The organism is Prevotella veroralis (genome assembly GCF_018127765.1).
GTDB lineage: Bacteria > Bacteroidota > Bacteroidia > Bacteroidales > Bacteroidaceae > Prevotella > Prevotella veroralis.
Genome location: NZ_CP072330.1, coordinates 1084870 through 1107475, shown reverse-complemented (window position 1 = coordinate 1107475; position 22606 = coordinate 1084870). Strand labels below are relative to the sequence as shown.

General features: G+C 38.4%; 19 protein-coding genes and 1 tRNA gene. 15 read left to right on the top strand and 5 right to left on the bottom strand.

Going from position 1 to position 22606, the window contains the following annotated elements:
* The first annotated feature begins 6 nt into the window (after window positions 1–6).
* The 4 genes from J5A55_RS04675 to J5A55_RS04660 are packed head-to-tail and all read left to right on the top strand — an operon-like array spanning window position 7 to window position 4210.
* A complete protein-coding gene (locus tag J5A55_RS04675; protein WP_211802912.1) occupies window positions 7–1122 on the top strand; it encodes an ATP-grasp domain-containing protein in 1116 nt (371 codons plus the stop codon).
* A gap of 9 nt (window positions 1123–1131) precedes the next feature.
* Window positions 1132–2208, top strand: coding sequence for a GNAT family N-acetyltransferase (locus J5A55_RS04670; RefSeq protein WP_004383358.1), 1077 nt, complete (start codon window positions 1132–1134; stop codon window positions 2206–2208).
* The gene (locus tag J5A55_RS04665) at window positions 2205–2840 is read left to right on the top strand and encodes a sugar transferase (RefSeq protein ID WP_004383357.1); all 636 of its coding nucleotides are present in this window, start codon (window positions 2205–2207) and stop codon (window positions 2838–2840) included. The genes J5A55_RS04670 and J5A55_RS04665 overlap by 4 nt, the downstream gene beginning before the upstream one ends.
* Window positions 2841–2848: 8 nt before the next feature.
* Window positions 2849–4210, top strand: a complete 1362-nt coding sequence (locus J5A55_RS04660) for an aminotransferase class I/II-fold pyridoxal phosphate-dependent enzyme (RefSeq protein WP_039851344.1) — start codon at window positions 2849–2851, stop codon at window positions 4208–4210.
* Between the two features lie 454 nt (window positions 4211–4664).
* Here J5A55_RS04660 and J5A55_RS04655 read toward each other — a convergent pair whose 3' ends face one another.
* Both J5A55_RS04655 and J5A55_RS04650 read right to left on the bottom strand, forming a co-directional pair.
* Window positions 4665–5282, bottom strand: a complete 618-nt coding sequence (locus J5A55_RS04655) for a tetratricopeptide repeat protein (protein ID WP_234396075.1) — start codon at window positions 5280–5282, stop codon at window positions 4665–4667.
* A gap of 5 nt (window positions 5283–5287) precedes the next feature.
* Entirely contained in the window at window positions 5288–5614 is a 327-nt protein-coding gene (locus J5A55_RS04650) for a 2-amino-4-hydroxy-6-hydroxymethyldihydropteridine diphosphokinase (RefSeq protein ID WP_004383353.1), read from the bottom strand.
* A 115-nt stretch (window positions 5615–5729) separates the two neighbouring features.
* Between J5A55_RS04650 and J5A55_RS04645 the strand changes: the two genes are divergently transcribed.
* From J5A55_RS04645 to guaA, 5 genes are all read left to right on the top strand, one after another.
* Window positions 5730–6683 carry a glucosaminidase domain-containing protein gene (locus tag J5A55_RS04645; RefSeq protein ID WP_039851343.1) on the top strand — a complete coding sequence of 318 codons (954 nt, stop codon included), beginning with the start codon at window positions 5730–5732 and terminating at the stop codon, window positions 6681–6683.
* A 705-nt stretch (window positions 6684–7388) separates the two neighbouring features.
* Window positions 7389–7589, top strand: coding sequence for a hypothetical protein (locus tag J5A55_RS04640; protein ID WP_004383351.1), 201 nt, complete (start codon window positions 7389–7391; stop codon window positions 7587–7589).
* A gap of 23 nt (window positions 7590–7612) precedes the next feature.
* On the top strand, window positions 7613–9154 hold the full coding sequence (locus J5A55_RS04635; protein ID WP_004383350.1) for a RapZ C-terminal domain-containing protein: 1542 nt from the start codon (window positions 7613–7615) through the stop codon (window positions 9152–9154).
* Between the two features lie 144 nt (window positions 9155–9298).
* Complete coding sequence (locus J5A55_RS04630) at window positions 9299–10105, top strand: sugar phosphate nucleotidyltransferase (protein ID WP_004383349.1); 807 nt, start codon at window positions 9299–9301, stop codon at window positions 10103–10105.
* A 27-nt stretch (window positions 10106–10132) separates the two neighbouring features.
* Window positions 10133–11677: a glutamine-hydrolyzing GMP synthase gene (gene guaA, locus J5A55_RS04625; protein WP_004383348.1), complete on the top strand. Its 1545-nt coding sequence runs from the start codon at window positions 10133–10135 to the stop codon at window positions 11675–11677.
* A gap of 251 nt (window positions 11678–11928) precedes the next feature.
* Here guaA and mscL read toward each other — a convergent pair whose 3' ends face one another.
* Entirely contained in the window at window positions 11929–12354 is a 426-nt protein-coding gene (mscL, locus tag J5A55_RS04620) for a large-conductance mechanosensitive channel protein MscL (protein WP_004383347.1), read from the bottom strand.
* Between the two features lie 269 nt (window positions 12355–12623).
* Between mscL and gap the strand changes: the two genes are divergently transcribed.
* From gap to J5A55_RS04590, 6 genes are all read left to right on the top strand, one after another.
* The gene (gene gap, locus J5A55_RS04615) at window positions 12624–13652 is read left to right on the top strand and encodes a type I glyceraldehyde-3-phosphate dehydrogenase (protein WP_004383346.1); all 1029 of its coding nucleotides are present in this window, start codon (window positions 12624–12626) and stop codon (window positions 13650–13652) included.
* A gap of 110 nt (window positions 13653–13762) precedes the next feature.
* On the top strand, window positions 13763–14731 hold the full coding sequence (gene miaA, locus J5A55_RS04610; RefSeq protein WP_004383345.1) for a tRNA (adenosine(37)-N6)-dimethylallyltransferase MiaA: 969 nt from the start codon (window positions 13763–13765) through the stop codon (window positions 14729–14731).
* Window positions 14725–15669: a diacylglycerol/lipid kinase family protein gene (locus tag J5A55_RS04605; RefSeq protein WP_004383344.1), complete on the top strand. Its 945-nt coding sequence runs from the start codon at window positions 14725–14727 to the stop codon at window positions 15667–15669. Before miaA ends, J5A55_RS04605 begins: the two co-directional genes overlap by 7 nt.
* A gap of 204 nt (window positions 15670–15873) precedes the next feature.
* Window positions 15874–17817 carry a glycogen debranching enzyme N-terminal domain-containing protein gene (locus J5A55_RS04600; RefSeq protein ID WP_004383343.1) on the top strand — a complete coding sequence of 648 codons (1944 nt, stop codon included), beginning with the start codon at window positions 15874–15876 and terminating at the stop codon, window positions 17815–17817.
* Between the two features lie 15 nt (window positions 17818–17832).
* The gene (locus J5A55_RS04595; RefSeq protein ID WP_004383342.1) at window positions 17833–19101 is read left to right on the top strand and encodes a glycosyltransferase family 4 protein; all 1269 of its coding nucleotides are present in this window, start codon (window positions 17833–17835) and stop codon (window positions 19099–19101) included.
* A 47-nt stretch (window positions 19102–19148) separates the two neighbouring features.
* Window positions 19149–20549 (top strand): glycoside hydrolase family 57 protein, encoded by a 1401-nt coding sequence (locus J5A55_RS04590; protein WP_004383340.1) that lies wholly within the window; start codon window positions 19149–19151, stop codon window positions 20547–20549.
* A 719-nt stretch (window positions 20550–21268) separates the two neighbouring features.
* Here J5A55_RS04590 and J5A55_RS04585 read toward each other — a convergent pair.
* A tRNA-Phe gene (locus tag J5A55_RS04585) sits at window positions 21269–21341 on the bottom strand.
* Window positions 21342–21477: 136 nt separating this feature from the next.
* Window positions 21478–22587, bottom strand: a complete 1110-nt coding sequence (locus tag J5A55_RS04580; protein ID WP_004383338.1) for a thiamine-phosphate kinase — start codon at window positions 22585–22587, stop codon at window positions 21478–21480.
* Between the last annotated feature and the right edge of the window lie 19 nt (window positions 22588–22606).

Here is a 22606-nt window from a genome sequence, read left to right as displayed (position 1 = left end):
TTGACGATGAAGTGTGATGTTATTGTAACATATTGTTGGAACCGAGTTGGATATAATATTATTCGTAGCCTTTACGAAAAAGGATTAAAGGTTGTAGTAGGAGATACATCGTCATATAATATTTGCAGTATCTCAAAATTTAGTGTTGGCAAATTTGTCTATAGAGATTTCAAAAAAGATGAGCAAGGATTTATAGAGGACTTGAAGAAAGCTATCAAAGAATTCTCTCCCAAAGCCCTTATGCCTACGCATGATGAAGCCTTAATTATTGCGAAACACATAGACGAGTTTCCTACGGATGTTATATATACAATGGAATCTTATGAGAAACAAGTTCTGTTGTCCGATAAGTATCAAGCAACTGTTTTATCAGATTCTGTTGGTGTACCTGTACCTCGTTTTATAGATGATATAAAAAAAGCTACATACCCAATAGTAATTAAAACAAAATTTGGAAACTCTGCAAAGGGAGTCTTCTTTCCTAAAAATTATGAGGAAGCAAAAAATATCTTACTCCAATATGATACAAAAGATATCTTAATAGAAGAGTTCTTTGCGGGTATAGATTATAGTGTAGACTGTGTTAGGTATGATGGTTTCTTCCAAGCATGTACCTATAGATCTTTAGTAACAAAGACAGATGGTGGAGGTACAACAACACAAAGAATTTTGGTAGAAATGCCAGAATTAGAAAGATATTCTAAGCAAATATTAGATAAAGTCGACTATAAAGGAGTTTGTGGTATAGATTTTAAGGTTAATGAAAAAACGAAAGAGGCTGTGTTTATTGAGGTTAATGCTCGATTTACTGGTGGTTTAGCAACTCCAATGGCTGGCGGTTTCGATATACCTTATATTGTATATTCTCTTTTCACTTCTGGGAAATATGAGCATAAGATTCAACCACGTATGGGAACAAAAACCAAGTGGATTCTTGGTGATATTATTACTCTTGTGGGTAAGATTCTTCGTTGCTCGCTGACAATCAAAGATTTTAAGCAGATTATGAGTTGGAACTTTGATGCTTTTGATGATTATAGAAGGGAAGATAAGAAAGCTATTTTAGGAGAATTCCTCTATTATTTTGTAAAATTGGTAAAAAATAGAAAAATAAATCCTTAAGTTGTTTTTATGAGTATAAAAATTAGAAAGCATTTGTGGCTACCATCTTTAAGAAAAGAATGGATTGATTTACAAAAGAAAAATAAACATTTATCTCCTTTTCAATATTATGATTTTGTATTTCAGCTTTGGAAAAATTATTATCCTTATATTTTGTCTAGACATTATTTTCCTGTTATCTATACGATTTATGAGAATGGAGAGCTTATGATGATAGCAATGTTGAACAAACAAAAAGGTGGGTATTCACTGTTCGGTGATGTAAATGGATGTGAATATTGTGATTTCATATATGCTGATAATATAAATATTAAACGTTATGTAGACGTATTAAGGGGTTATTTGAATAGTTCAATATTATGTCCAATGGTCTTAGAAAATTCAAAGTTGTTTCAAGAGTGTTGCCAATTACCTGACTATTCCTTTGTCAGTGAGAAATCTAATGTACATATCTTTTTGCACAATGATTACAAGGACTATTTCTCTGGGTTGAGTAAATCTGTTAGACAGAATCTAAGAACTGCATATAATAGGTTATATAAAGATTCTCATACCTTTGAAATAAAATTTATTTATAATATTGATAATATCACTTCTTCATCATATTTAAACCAGGATGGAATTCAGGCTGTACAAGAATGTGATTACATAACAAAAGAGCTGCACTCTTCCGAGAAAGGACGTTTATATGATAAGATGATTAATTTGTATGTTGATAGACATTCAAAGCAATATAAAGTTCAAACAAGTTTTCTTAAACAATGGTATCTAAAGAATCTGAATTTTTCTACTGTTAGCTTAAAAAAATTAGATAATGGTTTTAGTTCTTTATTGTTTATTGATGGGAATTTAGCAGTTTTCATGTCTGGTTTCAAAAATCAAGAAAGGACTACTTTAATTATTCCTCGTTTATCCATTAATGGTGATTTCTTATTTTATAGTCCAGGACTTATGCTTGTTAATGAGACTATTAAATTCCTTTATAATCAAACATCTATCAGAGAATTAGATCTTTCACAAGGTACAGAAAAATATAAGTTTGATATGGGTGGAGTGGTTCATACTACTAAGTGGTTTAAAATATGATTCAAAAATGGTTGTTTGATAAACTTGCATCTTTGTTTGGATTGCTATTCCTTAGTCCTGTATTGTTGGTTGTAGCAATTCTAATCAAGGTGAAGATGCCTGGTTCTATTTTGTTTTGTCAGAAGCGAGTAGGGCAGTATGGTAAACTGTTTACTGTATATAAGTTCAGATCGATGACTGTTAAGGCAGAGGCTTCTGTGGCAAGTCGGGATTCAGAAGCGACTTCTATTGCTTCAACCGAACAGTGCCGTATTACACCACTTGGTGAGAAACTCAGGTGTTATAAGTTAGATGAGTTGCCTGAACTCTGGAATGTTCTCAAGGGTGACATGAGCTTTGTTGGTCCACGCCCAGATGTCCCTGGTTATGCTGATCAATTGCAAGGAGAAGAAAGAGATATTCTGAAGTTAAAGCCAGGAATAACAGGACCAGCCAGTTTGAAATATAGAAATGAGGAAGAACTCTTAGCTTCTGTTGAGAATCCTGCTCAATATAATGACGAGGTTATCTTTCCAGACAAGGTTAAGTTAAACCTCTATTATCTAAAGCACTATTCATTTATAAAAGATATTCAAATGATTGTCTGTACAGTTCTTGGTAAGAAGATGGACTATGCAGGTGAAAAAATATAGTTAGTAAAATGGAAAGAAACCGTGTTTTACTTTGTCTCGCTCACATGAGTGGTAACGAGATGAAATACATCCAAGAGGCGTTTGACACCAATTGGGTGGTGCCATTGGGACCAAATGTCAATGGTTTTGAAGATGATCTGAAGAGATTTGTTACCTCTGTAGTTAATTCTAAAGAGAAAGAAGCATCTTTTAGAGATGAAGGCTATCCACAATCAATTCTTCCACATGAAGATAATCCCGATAACTTATGGAAAGATTCATTGCCAAACTTAGAAGATAAGCGTGTTGTTGCATTGTGTTCTGGAACTGCAGCTGTTCATCTTTCTTTGATAGCATTAGGTGTTAAGGCTGGCGATGAGGTTATTTGCCAATCATTTACTTTCTGTGCAAGTTCACATCCTGTTACTTATCTGGGTGCAACTCCTGTTTTTGTTGATTCAGAGAAGGAAACATGGAATATGGATCCATTATTATTGGAAGAAGCTATTAAAGATAGAATCTCAAAGACTGGTAAAAAGCCAAAGGCAATCATTGTTGTTTACCTTTATGGAATGCCTGCTAAGATAAAAGAGATACTTGCTGTTGCTGATAAGTATAATATTCCTGTCGTTGAAGATGCAGCCGAAGGCTTAGGCTCACGCTATAACGGACAAGTTTGTGGAACGTTTGGCGAGTATGGCGTGTTGTCATTCAATGGTAACAAGATGATTACCACATCTGGTGGCGGTGCTCTTATTTGTCCAAATGAAGCAGCTCGCACAGACGTAATGTTCTATGCTACGCAAGCTCGTGAAGGATATCCTTATTATCAGCATGAGAAGATTGGTTATAACTATCGTTTGAGCAATGTCTGTGCTGGTATTGGTCGTGGTCAGATGACAGTACTTGATGAGCACATAGCCTACCATCGTCATATAGCCCATTTATATGAAGAAGCCTTTAGCAAGATTGACGGTATAACCTTCCATGCCAATCCTTCTCCTATGTTCGATTCTAATTATTGGTTGAATACAATGACCATTGATCCTTCTGTGAAGGTGAAAGGTCAGGAGAATGCTTATCAATCGACAGTCAAAGGTGCTGTAGGTGGTGCTGCTGGTGTCATTCACGCTGTTGCAGATGCACATACCGATTGTGAGCCGAATGCAAATATTGAGGCTATGCGCGTTTATCTTGATAAGGCAAATATAGAGAGTCGTCCTTTGTGGAAGCCAATGCATAAGCAACCTTGTTATCAAAACTGTCCAGCTTATATAACTGGAGTGAGTGAGAGTCTTTTCAAGATAGGAATGTGTTTGCCTAGTGGTTCATTAGTGACAGATGATGATGTAAACTATATTGTAGAAACTATAAAGAGTGCAATAGAATAACTAGATGCATCTCTTCAAAGTAATTTAAGGGCTGACACCGTAGATCATAGTCTTCGTTGCCAGCCCTTGTTGTGTTTTTAATCATAAGTACCAGATTATATCAATATCTATTAGTCCTAACTAAGTTAAACCCCAATAACCCTGTGAATAATTGAATTGTAATACTTTATAATTCCTATTATGTGCAAGTTTGTTTGTAGGTTGCTTAGAGTAGGTTCTTATTTCTTTATTGATACGTTTAAATGCTGGACGCAACAAAAGTACGAAAAAAAAATTAATAGACGAAGAAATTATAGAAAAAGTAAGAATTGTTTTGGTGTTTTTTTTCGGTGCATTTTTTATGCTTTAATCAAACATTTATATATTGTAAATACTTGATTCTTAATAAGTATCACGTTTCTATTTGTTGTCGATATATTGACGGTAAATGTAGATAGAATTACAAAAGTTTTACCTAATTGTTATTGTTTGTCAGGGAATCCTTAGGTAAACTCTGTACATAATTGTTCCAACATGCTTTTGCCATTCTTTTTGTTTGAGCAATCCTTACTTTTACGATTTCTTCTTCTTTATAAGGATTATATGCTTCTTCCGCTTTCATATAATTGTCATAAGCCAATTTCCATTGTTGTAAGAACATGTGGCACATCGCTATACGATAATATGCGTCCGGTTTCTCTCTTTCATAACAAAGCGTGATAGTTTTCTCATAATATGGTATTGCCTTTTCATATTGTTTCATATTAAAATGGCTTTCTCCTGCTGTATAATAATACACCGAACGTTCATGAGGAGCAAAGGCATCAAGTCTTGGAATGGCATCATCTAAGTATTTTGCGGTCATTTCATAATCCCATTCATTAAAATAGCACAATCCAATATATGCTTTAAACCGAGGATTTAGCTGATAATCCTTATCTAATCTCTGAAAAATGAGCAATGCTTCATGATATTTTTGTGAAGTGAAATAATCTAAAGCCTTACCTAAATCCTCTGAATCTTTACTTTTTTGTGCCGATAAGGATAGGACGGACATACAAAGCATGCCACAAGTTATTATGATTTTGTCCATAAATCTCATAACCAAATAACCTCCCTTATAGTTTTATTGCCGTATTTAATTAAGTCAAGGTCTATGAACACCAGCCCTTTTTTATGGTTCTCATGCGAATCTCCAAATTCTGTTTCAATTTGTTTGAGATAATGTTCTATTACATTTTGGGGATAAAATGTCTCAAAAGTACCGATACAATTTAAGAATTTATCAGAAACAATTCCGATAGCATCAGTCCATTTTGGTTCAGAGAATAGGATATTTCCGAAGATCTCCCTTAGTCGTTTTTGAGCTTTACTAATATTCTCTTCTTGATTCTGGTTTGATCCTAATGTAATAATAACTTTCATAGAACGCAAAGTTAATGATTAGTTTTGTAATGTTTGAGAGAATTTAAGATAATTCATTTTGGATTGTATCAAAATTCGTGTATTTTTGCATTCATATAATCCAAAAGAACTTTTTATGAAACGATATATCCTTCTTTTAATCACCCTTTTTAGCTTTTTATCCACGATGGTAGGTGCCCCTATTAAGTGGAATCAAGTCTATCAAAACTATATTAATCAATACAAAGATGTGGCTATTGAGGGGATGTTGAAGTATGGCATTCCTGCCAGTATCACACTTGCCCAAGGCTTGTTAGAGAGCAGTGCTGGGCGTAGCGACCTTGTCATTCAGGGCAATAATCACTTTGGAATTAAGTGTCACGGTTGGACTGGTCGCACAATTTATCATGATGATGATGCACGCGGAGAATGTTTCCGTGCCTATAAGAATGCTTTGGAAAGCTATGAAGACCATTGCAAATTTCTTCGCGAGCGCCCTCGTTATCGTAGTTTGTTCGATTTAGATCGGACAGATTATCGTAGTTGGGCGTATGGTTTGAAGCGTGCTGGTTACGCGACGAACCCTTCTTATGCGCAACAGCTCATTAACATTATTGAACTTTATAAGCTTTATGAGTTCGATAAGGCAAAGCATTACGATCGATTCATGGTTAAGCACAGCGGAGAAGAGCCACCAGTCCTCACTCCCGATAATGGACTTCCTGCTTACACTCCTATAGCGGGACCACACCCGATACATAAATATAATGAAAACTATTATATCATTGTAAGACAGGGAGATACCTTTAAGTCATTAAGTAAGGAGTTAGACATTAGTGCGCATAAGCTCGCTAGATATAATGAGCGTAATAAGAAGGATAGACTAATTCCTGGTGAGTTTATTTGGTTAAAGAAAAAACGTAAAAAGGCTCCTAAGAATTTCAAAAATCGCCCTTATTATGTGCGGAAATCAGAGAGCATGTATGATATTGCACAGAAGTATGGCATCCGTTTGAAGAGTCTTATTAAGAAAAACAAAGCGATTGCTGAGCGTGGACTCCGTATCGGAGATGAAGTTCAGTTATACTAATACACAAATTTCGTAGAGCGAAATACCCTCGCCCGTCCTTAAGAAATTATCAAAAGGATAGGCGAGGGCATTTGTTTTTATCTATTGGATAATCCTAATTTCCGTTTAGTTTTTGTAATAGAATATTGCTAATTTCGATACTTATATTTGCGTTATTTTCATCCGAGCTTAGGTTCGTGTCCAAATGAGCAAGTTTTACGGCTATTTTGTTCTGATTTGTAATATCTTGATTAATAGATAGTTGCGATTAATCACGCAACTTTAGTGCGATAAAGTATATACTTTCTGCCCCTAATAATGGTACTTTTCGCTCAAAATGATAGTATTTTTCACCTAAAATGATAGTACTTTTTATCCAAAACGATAGTACTTTTCATTAAAAACGATAGTACTTTTTTTCAAAAAGGTATATATCTTTTGCCTAAAACCTATATACATTCCTAAAAGAAGCTATTTTTGATTCTATTTTATGCTATAATTAAAAAAATAAATGTAAATAATATTTTGCGTTTAACGGGATATAATTATGATATAAAACGGGTATTATTCCTTCTTATTTCATCCTTTATTCAACGTAAAATGTAATGGGATTGATTGTGAATAAATAGGAATTTTCGAGAGGGCGATAGGGAAAGGGGAGGCGAAAAAGACTAAAAACTTCAGATATTCCAGTACTATCTCTAATCTTTTGATTAACTTTGTGGCATGAAAAGGTTAGTCAATTGGAAAGAATTTATAGTGCTCTTTATTGTGATCGGAGGCTTGTATTATATAACAAAGTCATTGTGGATAACGAGCGGCATACTTGTTATTTTGTTATTAATTGATGGTCTCTTGCGGCAATATGACAATAAAAAGAAAGGGGAGAAGCAGGCGGAGGAGATAAGAAAGAAGCTGGAAGAATAGTTTCCGCTAACGAATTGAAGGGCATGAAAGAATTATTAGAACTATACAAGACGTGGAGAGGTGCAGAACCAGCGAATGTTGAGAAACTTACTGGTGCTGGTAGTAATCGTGAGTACTATCGATTGATGGATGAAGAGGGGACGACCGTTATCGGTGTGATTGGTACGAGTCGTGACGAGAACCATGCTTTCGTTTATCTGGCGAAACATTTTGAGAAACGCCAGTTGCCCGTGCCACATGTATTGGCAGTTGCGACTGATGAAACCTGCTATCTCCAGTCTGATTTGGGTTCAATCTCTCTCTTTGGTGCTATACGAGGTGGTCGTGAAGCGGGTGGACGATATAATCTTGCAGAACAGGAGTTGCTTCGAAGGACTATTCGGGAGTTGCCTAATATACAGCTTCGTGGTGCTCGCGGATTAGATTTCAGTCAGTGTTATCCGCAAGCGGAGTTTGATCAAGAGAGCGTTCTTTTCGATTTGAATTACTTTAAATACTGCTTTCTCAAAGCGACAGAACTTGATTTCCATGAGTTGAAACTTGAGGCGAACTTCCGAATGTTTGCTAAGGATCTAACATTTGAGAAGATGGATTCGTTCCTTTATCGTGACTTTCAGGCTCGGAATGTCATGTTAGATACTGATGGTAATCCTTATTTTATAGACTTCCAAGGTGGGCGTAAAGGACCATTTTATTACGATTTAGCTTCATTCTTGTGGCAAGCAAGTGCGAAGTATTCCTTCAAGTTGCGTCGTGAACTTGTGTTTGAATACTATCAAAGTTTGAAGAATTATACCGAAGTACCCTCAAAACGTCACTTTGTCAATCGCCTTTCTCTCTTCGTATTGTTCCGAACGTTGCAGGTGCTTGGAGCTTATGGATTCCGTGGTTACTTCGAGCGTAAGAAGCATTTTATTGATTCTATTCCTCCAGCAATACAGAATCTGCGTGACATATTGGCTTTAGGCGAAGAGGTTTTCCCTTATCCTTATATGCTTGATATGCTGAAACGACTTACACAATTACCACAATTTGCGCACATTGAGAAGCCGGCGGCTAATAGAACCGATGGATTTAAAACGGCAGAAAAGGATGTCTATAAGGCGAATCCGTTGGATGGTCCTGCTACATTCTCTAAATATGATGGGAAAGGTCCGTTGGTAGTTCGCGTGTTTAGTTTCTCGTTTAAGAAGGGTATTCCCGAGGATACAACTGGTAATGGGGGCGGTTATGTGTTCGATTGTCGGAGCACGCATAATCCGGGTAGATATGAACCCTATAAGAAGATCACTGGTTTGGATGAACCCGTTATTCGTTTCTTAGAGGATGATGGTGAGATACTTGAGTTCTTGAAACCCGTTTATCAGTTGGCTGATCATCATGTAGAACGTTATATGCAACGTGGTTTTACGGATCTAATGTTCAGTTTTGGCTGTACAGGTGGGCAGCATCGTTCCGTTTATAGTGCGCAACATCTTGCCGAACATATCAATAAGAAATATGGAATTGAGGTGCGGATAACGCATAGAGAACAGGGTATTGAGCAGGTATTGGCGGCAAAGTAAGAAGACTTCACCCTAAATCCTCCCACCTTTATTATTATAGAATAGACAAGAAGCAATAAGAGCAACGGGAGAAGATTAGGCTTGTGTTCCCTTTGTCGGCTGAAATAAAAGCCGTAATTTTGCAGGCATAAAGGTAAAAAGCTAATGCAATCAATGATTTTTGCAGCCGGACTCGGCACTCGTTTGAAACCACTTACTGACACAATGCCAAAGGCGTTAGTAAGGGTAGGGGGTGCGCCGCTGCTTGAACATGTAATAAATAGATTGATAGACGCAGGCTGCAAGCGTATGGTTGTTAATGTCCATCACTTCGCTAATCAGATTATTGACTATCTGAATATGCACGATTATGGGGTGGATATTCTTGTGTCTGACGAAACAAAGCGGCTCCTTGATACCGGTGGTGGTATCAAGCGAGCTGCTTCGCTTTTTGATGATAGCTTGCCTGTCCTCATTCATAATGTAGACATTCTGAGTAATGTTGATTTGAAGGCTTTCTATCAGCATGCCGTAGATAGTAAAACGGATGCACTTCTGTTGGTAAGCCGTCGTATTACGCAGCGTTATCTTGTCTTTAATTCAGCTATGCGCCTTGTTGGTTGGACGAATGTTGCTACAGGAGAAGTGAAATCGCCGTATGAGGATGTGCGACAATTACATTTTGTACAGCCAACCGATGATACTACTTCTTATCATCAGAATGGTCATTATCTCTATGCTTTCTCGGGTATTCATGTCTTAGCTCCCACTGCTATACAAGCGGTTGAGGCTGTTGATGAGGATAAGTTCCCCATAATGGACTTCTATCTTAGTAATTGTGACAAGTTGAATATCTATGGAGAATTGAAGAGCGATCTGCAACTTCTTGATGTAGGTAAGCTCGATACACTGCAAGCAGCAGAAGACTTTATTGTAAATTTAGGTTATCAAAGCCCCAAAGTGGAGCAATGATACTTTTTAAAACATATCATCACTAACATGCAACAGAAGATAATCATTTTGGATTTCGGTTCGCAGACAACACAGTTGATAGGTCGACGTGTACGCGAGTTGGATACCTTCTGCGAAATCCTACCTTACAACAAGTTCCCAAAAGATGATCCGTCCGTGATAGGTGTAATCCTTTCTGGTTCGCCTTATTCGGTACATGATGCAGAAGCCTTTAAGGTTGATCTTAGCCAATTCATTGGGAAGGTGCCTGTATTGGGTATCTGCTATGGCGCACAATTCATCTCTTATTCTAATGGAGGTAAGGTGGAACAGACAGGTACACGTGAGTATGGTCGTGCGAATCTAGAGACAATCAATCTTGATAACCGCCTCTTCGCAGATTTTGAAAAGGGCTCTCAAGTATGGATGAGTCATGGTGACACCATTACGGCTATTCCTTCAGATTATGAAATCATCGCTTCTACAGGTGATGTTAAGTATGCAGCCTTTGCTTCAAAGACTCAACCTGTATGGGCTGTTCAGTTCCATCCTGAAGTTTATCACTCATTACAAGGAAAGCAGCTCCTGAAGAACTTTGTTGTAGATATCTGCGGTAGTAAACAGGAGTGGAGTGCAGCATCATTCGTAGAGAGCGCAGTGCAAGAGATTCGAGAGCAAGTTGGTAATGATCGTGTTATCCTTGGACTTTCTGGTGGTGTAGATTCATCTGTTTGTGCTACCTTATTGAATAAAGCTATTGGCAAGAATCTTACTTGTATCTTCGTTGATCATGGTATGTTGCGTAAGAATGAGTTCCAAAAGGTGATGGATGCTTATAAGGGACTTGGATTGAATGTTATTGGTGTTGATGCTTCCGAAAAGTTCTTTAAAGATCTTGAGGGAGTAAGTGACCCAGAAGAGAAACGCAAGATAATAGGTCGTGACTTTGTTGAGGTATTCAATGCGGAAGCGAAGAAGATTACTGATGCCAAGTGGCTTGCACAAGGAACAATCTATCCTGATCGCATAGAGAGCTTGAGCATAACGGGTATGGTTATTAAGAGCCACCATAATGTTGGCGGATTGCCAAAAGAGATGCACTTGCAGCTCTGCGAACCACTTCGTTGGTTGTTTAAAGATGAAGTGCGTCGTGTAGGGCATGAGATGGGAATGCCAGAACGTCTCATTAAGCGTCATCCGTTCCCTGGTCCTGGATTAGCTGTTCGTATTTTAGGTGATATTACTCGTGAGAAAGTTCGTATTCTTCAAGATGCAGATGATATCTATATCGAGAAGATGCACGATTATACATTGCCAGATGGTTCGAGTCTTTATGATCATGTTTGGCAGGCAGGCACCGTATTGCTTTCAACAATCCGTTCGGTAGGAGTGATGGGCGATGAGCGCACCTATGAGCATCCAGTTGCTCTGCGTGCTGTTACCTCTATGGATGCAATGACAGCTGACTGGGCACATCTTCCATACGACTTTATGGCAGATGTCTCTAATGAGATTATTCGCAAGGTGAAGGGGGTTAATCGTGTATGTTACGATATCTCCTCAAAACCACCTTCGACTATTGAGTGGGAGTAAATCCTCATGTTAGATACGTATAATTGCTTTTGGATGATAAAATTATATTATAGCTGGTTTTCAGTGAGTTATAATCAATATTTAAAGGAAGCATTATTAATGTTTTAGCGAAGGCTTACTTCAAAAGAAGGAAAGGCTCTCTTGGGAATAAGAAAGTGCTTTCCTGTTATGGAAGATAAAGTTAAATAAATCTGTAAAGATAAAAAGTCCGAGACTATTATAGCCTCGGACTTCTTTTTTGTTGTGAGTTATTACTTGTTCTTTAGTAAATCACGTATCTCTGAAAGGAGTTTTTCTTCAGCTGTTGGCTCTGGATCAGGAGCTGGTGCTGTAGGTTCTTCTGCCTTCTTTTTTGAAAGTTTGTTGATACCCTTTACTAAAAGGAAGACACAGAAAGCAATGATAATGAAATCCAATGTCGTTTGTAAGAAGTTACCATAGTTAATGGTGGCAGCTTCCATCTTCTCTATTCCTGGAAGTTGAACCGCAGGGAGGGTGTACTTAAGATCTGTGAACTTTACACCACCAATCAACCAGCCAATAGGAGGCATAATAATGTCATCAACAATGGATGAAACTATCTTACCGAATGCACCACCAATGATTACACCAACAGCCATATCAACTGCGTTACCCTTAACTGCAAAATCTTTAAACTCTTGAATGAATTTACCCATGATTCTAAATGTTATTAATTTGTTCTTTCATTGATTATATGTTCTTTTTATGCGCTTTGCTATATAGATATTACAAACACGGTTTATTGCGTTATCGTTGATTCTCTTGTGCAATTGAAACGAGCCATTTTTTATAATATTTAAACGCAAAGCGACTGCAAAAATAAAAAAAATATTGTATCTTTGCAATCGTAACATAGAAGAATGTTTAATTAGGAGGTAAAAAGACAATTGGTTTTATAAACTTTTATAAATAAATTAAAGTAAAAATGGTAAATGTAGCTATTAACGGCTTTGGCCGTATTGGTCGTCTCGCATTCCGTCAGATGTTTGAGGCTGAAGGTTATGAGGTTGTTGCAATCAACGACTTGACAAGTCCTAAGATGCTTGCTCATCTGTTGAAGTATGATACCGCTCAGGGTGGTTTCGCTGGCAAGTTCGGCGAGGGTAAGCACACTGTAGAGGCTACTGAGGACTCAATTATCGTTGACGGTAAGGAGATTAAGATTTCTGCTGAGAAGGACGCTGCAAACTGCCCATGGGCTGCTAATAAGGTAGACGTTGTACTCGAGTGTACAGGTTTCTATACATCAAAGGAGAAGGCTTCTGCTCACTTGAAGGCTGGTGCTAAGAAGGTAGTTATCTCTGCTCCTGCAGGTAACGATCTTCCTACAATCGTTTTCAATACAAACCACAAGACTTTGACTGCAGCTGATACTGTTATTTCTGCAGCTTCTTGTACAACAAACTGCTTGGCTCCAATGGCAGCTGCTTTGAACGCATACGCTCCAATCCAGTCAGGTATCATGTCAACAATCCACGCTTACACTGGTGATCAGATGATTCTTGATGGTCCACAGCGTAAGGGCGACCTCCGTCGTTCACGTGCAGGTGCTTGCAACATCGTTCCTAACTCAACTGGTGCAGCTAAGGCTATCGGTCTTGTTATTCCAGAGTTGAATGGTAAGTTAATTGGTTCTGCACAGCGTGTTCCTACTCCAACAGGTTCAACAACTATCCTTGTTGCTGTTGTTAAGGGTAAGGACGTAACTGTTGAAGGTATCAACGCTGCAATGAAGGCTGCTGCAACAGAGAGCTTCGGTTACAACGAGGATCAGATCGTATCTTCTGATATCATCGGTATGCGTTTCGGTTCTTTGTTCGATGCAACTCAGACTATGGTAAGCAAGATCAGCGATGATTGCTATCAGGTACAGGTTGTTTCTTGGTACGACAATGAGAACTCTTATACTTCTCAGATGGTTCGTACAATCAAGTACTTCGCAGAGTTGAAGTAATACCAACCGGAAGGTCATCTGCAATCCTCTCTTGCGTAGAGAGTGATTGACGGATAAAATAATAGTCCCTGTCAGCTTGCTGGCAGGGATTTTTTTGTTATCTTTGTGACATGAATCATGAACAAGCAAGTGAATTAATGGTTTCGAAAGATAGTCCGGCAAGGCGTATGATAACAATATTAGGTCCTACGGCTTCGGGCAAGACAAATCTTGTAACGCATTTAGCAGCTCGTCTCAACGCTGAAATTATCAGTGCTGATAGTCGCCAGGTGTATCGCGGCATGGATATTGGTACGGGTAAGGACTTGGCTGATTACATGGTTGATGGTCATGTTGTACCTTATCATTTGATAGATATTTGTGAGCCTGGTACGAAGTATAATCTTTTCCGCTATCAACAAGATTTCCTTGATTGTTATGAGGATATACGAAGTAGAGGAGCATTGCCTATTCTCTGTGGTGGTACAGGTCTCTATATAGAAGCCGTATTGAAAGGTTATAGCCTCTCGCCCGTACCTCAGAATCCAGCCTTACGTACTGAATTAGAGGGTAAGAATCTCGAAGAACTTACAAACATATTGGTAGATCTGAAGAGAAGAAATCATTCTGTTATGCACAATAAGACGGATGTTGATTCATGCCAGCGTGCTATTCGTGCGATAGAGATAGAAACCTATAACCTCACAAAGCCGACAGAAGAACGCCTGTGTCCGCCGATTGATTCATTAATAATAGGAGTGGATATAGATCGTGAAGAACGACGGAGAAAGATAACGAAGCGTTTAAAAGAACGTTTAAAGGCTGGTATGATTGATGAAGTTGATGGTTTATTAAAACGTGGTATACCAGCTGATGATCTTATTTATTATGGTCTCGAATACAAGTTTGTAACGGAATATATAATAGGTAAATTGACTTATGAAGAGATGTTTAGACAATTAGAAATAGCAATTCATCAATTTGCTAAACGACAAATGACATGGTTTCGCGGCATGGAGCGACGTGGATTTACAATACATTGGATTGATGCAATGCAACCGATGAAAGATAAAGTGGAGAAAATATTAAGATTATGGTAGACGAGAATAGATGGGGTATTATCTATTGCCCTAAGAATGGATTGCTAAGTAATCCTGTAAAGAAGTGGGAGCAAGCTGAACGTTGTTTAGAGGCTCACCATATACAATATGATATGGTGCAGAGTGAACACCCTCGTAGTGTTGAACGCCTTACAATGATGATGATTAATAATGGGTATAAAACAATTATCATCTTTGGCGGTGATTCTGCGCTGAATGATGCGGTTAATTGCTTAATGTCTTTGGAGCCAGCAATTCGTGAGAGTATTTCATTAGGAGTAATCCCGAATGGTGTAATTAATGATTTTGCTCATTTTTGGGGATTTGATGAATATAAACTTGAGCAGACCATTGAATGGCTTAGTAAGCGGAGAGTCAGAAAGGTAGACCTTGGTTGTATACGTTATCGCAATAGAAAAGAAGAAAGTTGTTATCGTTATTTTTTGAATTGTGTGAATGCTGGCTTGGTCGCAACTATCATGGGGCTTCGTCGTCGTACACGCCATCTTTTTGTTTCTCGCACATTATCATTCATCTTTTCTAGTCTTCTTTTACTCTTCCAGAGAGTTGATTTCTTAATGCACCTTCATATTGATACAGAAGATATTAAACGCCGATTAATGACGGTTTGCATCGGTAACGCTTTAGGTTATGGACAGACTCCTAGTGCAGTTCCGTATAATGGTTTGTTAGATGTCTCTGTTGTTTCTCAACCTAAAACCCTACAGACAATAGAAGGATTATATCTTTTGTTACGAGGTAGAATACTAAACCATAAGGGTGTACGAGCTTATCGCACAAAGGAACTAGAATTGCAAGTTGACGAACATACACCAGTTAGTGTTGATGGAAGATTACTTAATGGTACGCCTGTAGGAGTATGTAAATTAAGCGTAAAGAAAGAGGTTCTCAATTTTTTAATACCTGACCTATTATAAATAATAGGTGGATTAGGTCTGGAATCCTTGAAATTCTTTTTACGATGCAGAATCTTACTTTTACACCCTCATGTGGAAAATAATAAGCTCTATCTAGTGCCATTTCAAAAAAAAAGTGTATCTTTGAACTCCGTATAGAGTAGTCGTTGAAGACTACTATTTAATTAGAAGAAACCAAACAATATACATAAAACCTTAAAAGACATGAGCTACTTAAAATTAGAAAAGGGGCTAATGAGTAACCTGCAAGATTCGCTTCCTAGAGAGTTATTACGCACCAATCGATCTGGAGCTTATTCTTGTTCGACAATCGTTGACTGTAATACACGTAAGTATCATGGCTTACTTGTTGTGCCAGTTCCAGAGCTGGATGATGAGAACCATGTATTACTGAGTTCGCTTGATCCAACGGTTATTCAGCATGGTGCAGCGTTTAACTTAGGATTACATAAGTATCAAGGTGGGAGCTTTAGTCCACAAGGACATAAGTATATCCGTGAGTTCGACTGTGACATAGTGCCTACCACTATTTATCGAGTGGGCGGTGTATTATTAAAGAAAGAAGTTGTTTTCCAGCACTATGAAGATCGCATCTTAATTCGTTATACATTATTAGAAGCTCATTCCCAAACCACTTTACAATTCCGTCCATTCCTTGCTTTTCGTAGTGTTCGACAGTTTACACATGAGAACTCGGCTGTAAATCGTTCTTATCAACCAGTAGACAATGGTATTAGCACTTGTATGTACACTGGTTATCCAATGCTTTTTATGCAATTCTCGAAGCATAATGAGTTCCATTTCGAACCTTATTGGTATCGTGGTTTAGAATATCCAAAAGAGCAGGAACGAGGCTATGATTCTAATGAAGATTTATATGTTCCAGGCTACTTTGAGATGAACATTAGCAAAGGGGAAAGTATCGTTTTTGCGGCGTCAACAGCAGAATGTGACACGTCAACTTTACAAGATTTATTTGATAGAGAAGTTGAGTCAAGAAGTCCGCGAGACAATTTCTTCCATTGTCTTGTTAATGCAGCTCATCAATTCCATAATCGTACAAAGAATGATGAACGCTATATCCTTGCAGGTTATCCTTGGTTTAAGTGCCGTGCTCGTGATCAGTTCATAGCATTACCAGGACTAACTTTAAGTATAGAAGAACAAGATTATTTCGAGCTGGTTATGCAAACTGCAGAGAAAGGTTTACGCGAGTTTATGAATGACAAACCTGTTAGTGTAGACATCTATGAGATGGATAAACCGGATGTCCCTCTTTGGTGTGTTTGGGCAATACAACAATATGCAAAGAAGGCTAGTAAAGTCCGTTGTAAAGAACTTTATGGAACTTTCTTGCATGACATTATAGATTATCTTGCCACAGACAAACATCCTAATCTTGTTCTTGATGAGAACGGCTTACTCTATGCAGACGCTAAGGGTGAGGCTATTACATGGATGAACTCTATGAATAATGGTCAGCCTGTTGTTCCTCGTTCTGGATATATTGTTGAGTTCAATGCCCTTTGGTATAATGCGTTACGCTTTGTTGCAACAATGGAGCGAGAGTCTGGGAATGAAGAATATGCCGATAAGCTGGAAGTATTAGCAGATAAGTGTAAAGTCTCTTTCATTGATACTTTCTTAAATGAGTATGGTTACCTTTACGATTTTGTAGATGGTAAGATGATTGATTGGAGTGTTCGCCCTAATATGGTTTTCGCCGTAGCTCTTGATTATTCTCCACTTGATCAGAAACAAAAACGAGGTGTATTAGATATTTGTACACGTGAATTGTTAACTCCAAAGGGACTCCGTTCGCTTTCTCCAAAGAGCGGGGGTTATAATCCAATGTATACTGGACCACAAGCACAACGTGATCAGGCATATCATCAGGGAACAGCTTGGCCTTGGTTGGAAGGCTTCTATTTGGAGGCTTGTTTAAAACTCTATAAGCAAACCCGATTAAGTTTTGTGGAACGTCAGTTGGTTGGCTATGAGGATGAAATGTTTAATCATTGTCTTAGCACATTACCAGAGCTATTTGATGGCAATCCTCCATTCAGTGGTCGTGGGGCAATCTCTTTTGCTATGAATGTGGCCGAAGTCCTGCGTACATTAGAGTTGCTAGAGAAATATAAATATTAAAAAGGCAGAACAAGTATGAAAGTTTTAATGTTTGGATGGGAGTATCCTCCCCACGTATATGGTGGTCTTGCAACTGCGAACTTCGGTATTTCTGAGGGACTCCATGCACAAGGTGATATTGAGACAATCCTTTGTTTGCCTCATCCTTTCGGTGATGAAGACCATAATTATGCTGATATTGTAGCAATGAATCACGTGCCTATTGCTTATCGTGAGCTCAGTTATGATTATGTGAAGAATCGCTTAGGCAATGTAATGTCCCCAGAACTTTATTTCAAGTTGCGTGAGCATATCTATGCCGACTTCAATTATATGCATGTTAACGAGCTTGGTGCAATGGACTTTGCTGGTGGTTATCCTTCAAATTTGCACGAGGAGATTAATAATTATTCGATTATAGCAGGTGTTGTTGCACGTACATACGATTTCGATATTATTCATGCACATGATTGGTTGACTTATCCTGCTGGTATACATGCGAAACGTGTTAGTGGTAAGCCCTTGTGTATTCACGTACATGCAACCGATTTCGACCGCTCGCGTGGTAAAGTGAATCCGATAGTTTATGGTATAGAGAAAGATGGTATGGATAATGCCGATTGTATCATGTGTGTATCTGAATTGACACGCCAGACTGTCATTAATCAGTATCATCAAAATCCCCGAAAGGTATTTACGGTACACAATGCTGTTTATCCATTAGATAAAGAGATTGCTGATATACCACGCCCTGACCATAAAGGTAAAGAGAAGGTTGTTACTTTCCTCGGTCGAATAACGATGCAGAAAGGACCAGAATATTTTGTTGAAGCTGCTAATATGGTTCTCCATCGCACGCGCAATGTCCGTTTCTGTATGGCTGGCTCGGGAGATATGATGGAACAAATGATAACTTTAGCAGCTGAACGTGGTATCGCGGATCGTTTTCATTTCCCTGGCTTTATGCGTGGCAAACAAGTCTATGAATGCTTAAAGGCTTCGGATGTTTATGTTATGCCATCAGTCAGTGAACCCTTTGGAATCTCTCCCTTAGAGGCTATGCAGTGTGGAACACCGACGATTATATCAAAGCAGAGTGGATGTGCGGAAATTCTCGATAATTGTATAAAGGTAGATTATTGGGATATTAATGCACTGTCAGATGCCATATATTCTATTTGCCATAACGAGAGTCTCTTCGATTATTTATCAGAAGAGGGCAAACGAGAAGTCGACCAGATTACGTGGGAGAAAGTTGGTGCATGGATTCGTGAGCTCTATCTCCGCACATTAGGTTGGCAATAAATGTAACGTTAAAAACCATAATCTTTTAAAAACCAAAATAATTAGCAATGAAGACAATTTGTTTATATTTCGAGATACATCAGGTCATTCACTTAAAGCGTTATCGCTTCTTTGATATTGGAACTGACCATTATTATTATGATAGTTTTGAGAATGAACGTTCGGTAACAGAGATAGCTGAAAAGAGTTATATGCCTGCATTGGAGGCAATGTTACAGATGATTCATGAACATGGAAAAGCTTTTAAAGTGGCTTTCTCATTATCGGGTGTAGGAATAGAGGAACTTGAAATGCACGCCCCACAAGTTCTTGAGAAGTTGCAGGAGCTAAATAATACGGGTTGTGTAGAGTTCTTGGCTGAACCTTATTCACATGGTCTTGCTTCTCTGGCTAATGAGGAAAGTTTTAAGGCGGAGGTAAAGCGTCAGGCAAAGAAGATCAAAGAGTATTTCGGTCAGACACCAAAGGTTCTCCGCAACTCATCCCTTATCTATAGTGATGAGATCGGTTTACTTGCTTCGCAAATGGGCTTTAAAGCGATGTTGACCGAAGGTGCAAAGCACGTATTAGGCTGGAAGAGTCCACATTATGTATATAATTGCGCATTGGATCCTAACCTTAAACTGTTATTGCGTGACGTAAAGTTGAGCGACGATATATCCCTTCGCTTCAACAATTCAGACTGGGAAGGCTATCCACTGTTTGCTGATACTTACATGGATGAGATTGCGGCACTACCCAAAGAGGAACAGGTTATTGGTATCTTTATGAATCTTTCGGCTTTGGGAATAGAACAACCATTATCAAGTAATATCTTAGAATTCCTCAAGGCATTGCCTGCATGTGCGAAACAACGTGGCATAACATTCTCTACCCCGACAGAGATTTGCATGAAACTAAAGAGCGTGGATAGTCTCTCTGTACCTGATACGTTAAGTTGGATGGATGAAGAGCGTGATGTTAGCACGTGGTTAGGTAATGCAATGCAGCGTGAAGCTTTCAACAAACTTTATGGTATTGCCGATCGTGTACGAATTGCCAACGACCCACGTATCAATCAGGACTGGGACTATCTGCAGGCAAGTGATAACTTCCGGTTCATGTCAACTAAGCCTTCGCGTGTTGGTATGAATCGAGGAATATATACGAGTCCTTTTGATGCCTTTACCAATTATATGAATATTCTTGGCGACTTCATCAGTCGTGTCAATAGCCTTTACCCAGCCGAGATTGATAATGAGGAACTGAATGGTTTGCTCACTACTATACGCAATCAAGGTGAGGAAATTGAGATTAAGACGAAGGAAATCTCTCATCTTCAAGGTAAGGTTGAGAAGTTAGAAGCACAGGAAGAAGAGTTGAGGGCAGAGCTTGCAAAGAAAGCTCCTGCTAAGAAGGCTTCAACTAAAAAGATTGTTACAAAGAAAGCAAAGACAGCATCTAAGTAGAATTCAAAGGCTTACTTAAATAAAATGATAGGTACGGGAACATTCATCTGTACCTATCATTTTTTGTATCGAAACATCTTTAATTTTGTTTTGTCATTCCTTACAATCTCGGTTTCTTCCCTCTAATTGTACTGCGATGCGACAAACTTATGTTTGAGGAATATAGAGATAACAGTATAGAACTCGAACCATGAACAAGTAGAAGAGCATCAGTCATATACTTAATGAACGAACACAGTTATACTTAATGAACAACTTTATACACGTTTGTATAGTCTATTATACAGACGTGTATAACTAATTATACAGACGTGTATAATCAATTATACAAGCGTGTATAACATCGTACTCTAACTTAAAGTATGATTGTAGTCTAAGTATAAGCACGATCGAGGTTTAAGTATAAGTTCAATTGACAATTAGATTAGAGTATAAATGACGACTAAGCCATCTTCTTATTGTATACGTAATTATTTGTCTATGCGAGTGCTTTAATAAGTGATAGTTATGACAGCAAATAAAGTGAAATTTACATTAGGGCTACGATAGGAATCTGTCAAACTTGAATAAGATAATAGACGCAATAAGAGAGCGATTTGCTTCTAAGAACCTCGTGTTGTCTTCAAGTATTTTGTAAATCTCTGATGTTCTCCTGTTTGGGAGGATCGTATAACAAAAAGAGCGGCCTCTTACGAGAACCGCCCTGATGAAAGGAGGAGTGGTACCACCAGGAATCGAACCGGGGACACAAGGATTTTCAGTCCTTTGCTCTACCAACTGAGCTATGGCACCATCATGTCTTTGTTACTCATACTTTAGCTCTTATTGTTGCTATTTCTGAATTGCGATGCAAAGGTAGTGCTTTTATTTTATTCCTCCAAACCTTTCTAAAGGAATTCCTTACAATTTGAATCCTTTAACAGATAGCTTAATTTTCCTTTACTGACCAGCCTTGCGCCTGTAATTCGAACTCATTACCATCACGTGTGATGATATAGTTGCCTAAACTTTCCTTTGTGATATAACCTATCTGTTTGATATTCTCTAACTTATCAATCTTCTCATGGTCTCCGATTGGAACAGTGAAAAGTAGTTCGTAATCCTCTCCTCCATTTAAAGCCGCAGTTGTGAGATTCATATTGAACTCTTCACAGGTTACTGCTGTTTGATAGTCAATAGGAATATTCTTTTCATAGATTCTACACCCACAGTGGCTTTGTTGACAAATATGTTTGAGTTCGCTAGCTAAACCATCAGAAACATCAATCATAGAAGTGGGGTGGATTCCTGCTTGACGTAGTTGTTGCAAGACATCCCCACGTGCTTCTGGTTTCAACTGTCGGTCAATGAGGTATTCTTTTCCTGCAAAGTCGGGTTGGAAATCATCAATAGCAGTACGTTCTTTCTGTAAGGCTTTCAATCGAGCCTGGTCATTGTTCCGTTGTGCCTCCCTTACCTTATTATTATATTCCTCAACTTGTTGATAGTAGACAGACTTTTCCCTTTCAAGGATTTGTAAGCCCATATAGGCGGAACCCAGATCGCCTGTTACACAGATGAGGTCTGTCTCATTTGCACCAGAACGATAGATAATATCTTCTTTGGATGCTTCTCCAATGCAGGTGAGATTGATGGCAAAACCAGTATAAGATGATTTGGTATCCCCACCAATAATATCGACATTCCATTTAGCACATGCCTTATTTAAACCAGCGTAGAACGATTCGATATCCTCAACCTTGAATCGTTTTCCTAAGCCTAATGAAACGATGAGCTGACGTGGCTGACCATTCATTGCAAATATATTGCTCATCGTTGCCATAGCTACTTTGTAAGCCAAATGCTCCATATCGATATATGTAAGGTCGAACTGGACCCCCTCCATAAACATCTTTGATGTTACAAGAACCTCCTTATTGGAGTAGTTCAGTACGGCAGCATCATCTCCTATGCCCTGTTGGGTGGAGGCGTTTTGTGGGACAATGTTCTTTGTCAGTCTTTCTATAAGACCGAACTTACCGAGATCTTTAATTTCCATTTATTATCAAAAAACTTAG

Coding starts and splice junctions, on each gene's coding strand:
- J5A55_RS04590 (WP_004383340.1), top strand. CDS start 19,149: ATGAAGACAATTTGTTTATATTTCGAGATACATCAGGTCATTCACTTA.
- J5A55_RS04595 (WP_004383342.1), top strand. CDS start 17,833: ATGAAAGTTTTAATGTTTGGATGGGAGTATCCTCCCCACGTATATGGT.
- J5A55_RS04630 (WP_004383349.1), top strand. CDS start 9,299: ATGCAATCAATGATTTTTGCAGCCGGACTCGGCACTCGTTTGAAACCA.
- guaA (WP_004383348.1), top strand. CDS start 10,133: ATGCAACAGAAGATAATCATTTTGGATTTCGGTTCGCAGACAACACAG.
- J5A55_RS04605 (WP_004383344.1), top strand. CDS start 14,725: ATGGTAGACGAGAATAGATGGGGTATTATCTATTGCCCTAAGAATGGA.
- J5A55_RS04650 (WP_004383353.1), bottom strand. CDS start 5,614: ATGAAAGTTATTATTACATTAGGATCAAACCAGAATCAAGAAGAGAAT.
- J5A55_RS04675 (WP_211802912.1), top strand. CDS start 7: ATGAAGTGTGATGTTATTGTAACATATTGTTGGAACCGAGTTGGATAT.
- J5A55_RS04660 (WP_039851344.1), top strand. CDS start 2,849: ATGGAAAGAAACCGTGTTTTACTTTGTCTCGCTCACATGAGTGGTAAC.
- mscL (WP_004383347.1), bottom strand. CDS start 12,354: ATGGGTAAATTCATTCAAGAGTTTAAAGATTTTGCAGTTAAGGGTAAC.
- gap (WP_004383346.1), top strand. CDS start 12,624: ATGGTAAATGTAGCTATTAACGGCTTTGGCCGTATTGGTCGTCTCGCA.
- J5A55_RS04580 (WP_004383338.1), bottom strand. CDS start 22,587: ATGGAAATTAAAGATCTCGGTAAGTTCGGTCTTATAGAAAGACTGACA.
- J5A55_RS04640 (WP_004383351.1), top strand. CDS start 7,389: ATGAAAAGGTTAGTCAATTGGAAAGAATTTATAGTGCTCTTTATTGTG.
- J5A55_RS04600 (WP_004383343.1), top strand. CDS start 15,874: ATGAGCTACTTAAAATTAGAAAAGGGGCTAATGAGTAACCTGCAAGAT.
- J5A55_RS04665 (WP_004383357.1), top strand. CDS start 2,205: ATGATTCAAAAATGGTTGTTTGATAAACTTGCATCTTTGTTTGGATTG.
- J5A55_RS04635 (WP_004383350.1), top strand. CDS start 7,613: ATGAAAGAATTATTAGAACTATACAAGACGTGGAGAGGTGCAGAACCA.
- J5A55_RS04655 (WP_234396075.1), bottom strand. CDS start 5,282: ATGGACAAAATCATAATAACTTGTGGCATGCTTTGTATGTCCGTCCTA.
- miaA (WP_004383345.1), top strand. CDS start 13,763: ATGAATCATGAACAAGCAAGTGAATTAATGGTTTCGAAAGATAGTCCG.
- J5A55_RS04645 (WP_039851343.1), top strand. CDS start 5,730: ATGAAACGATATATCCTTCTTTTAATCACCCTTTTTAGCTTTTTATCC.
- J5A55_RS04670 (WP_004383358.1), top strand. CDS start 1,132: ATGAGTATAAAAATTAGAAAGCATTTGTGGCTACCATCTTTAAGAAAA.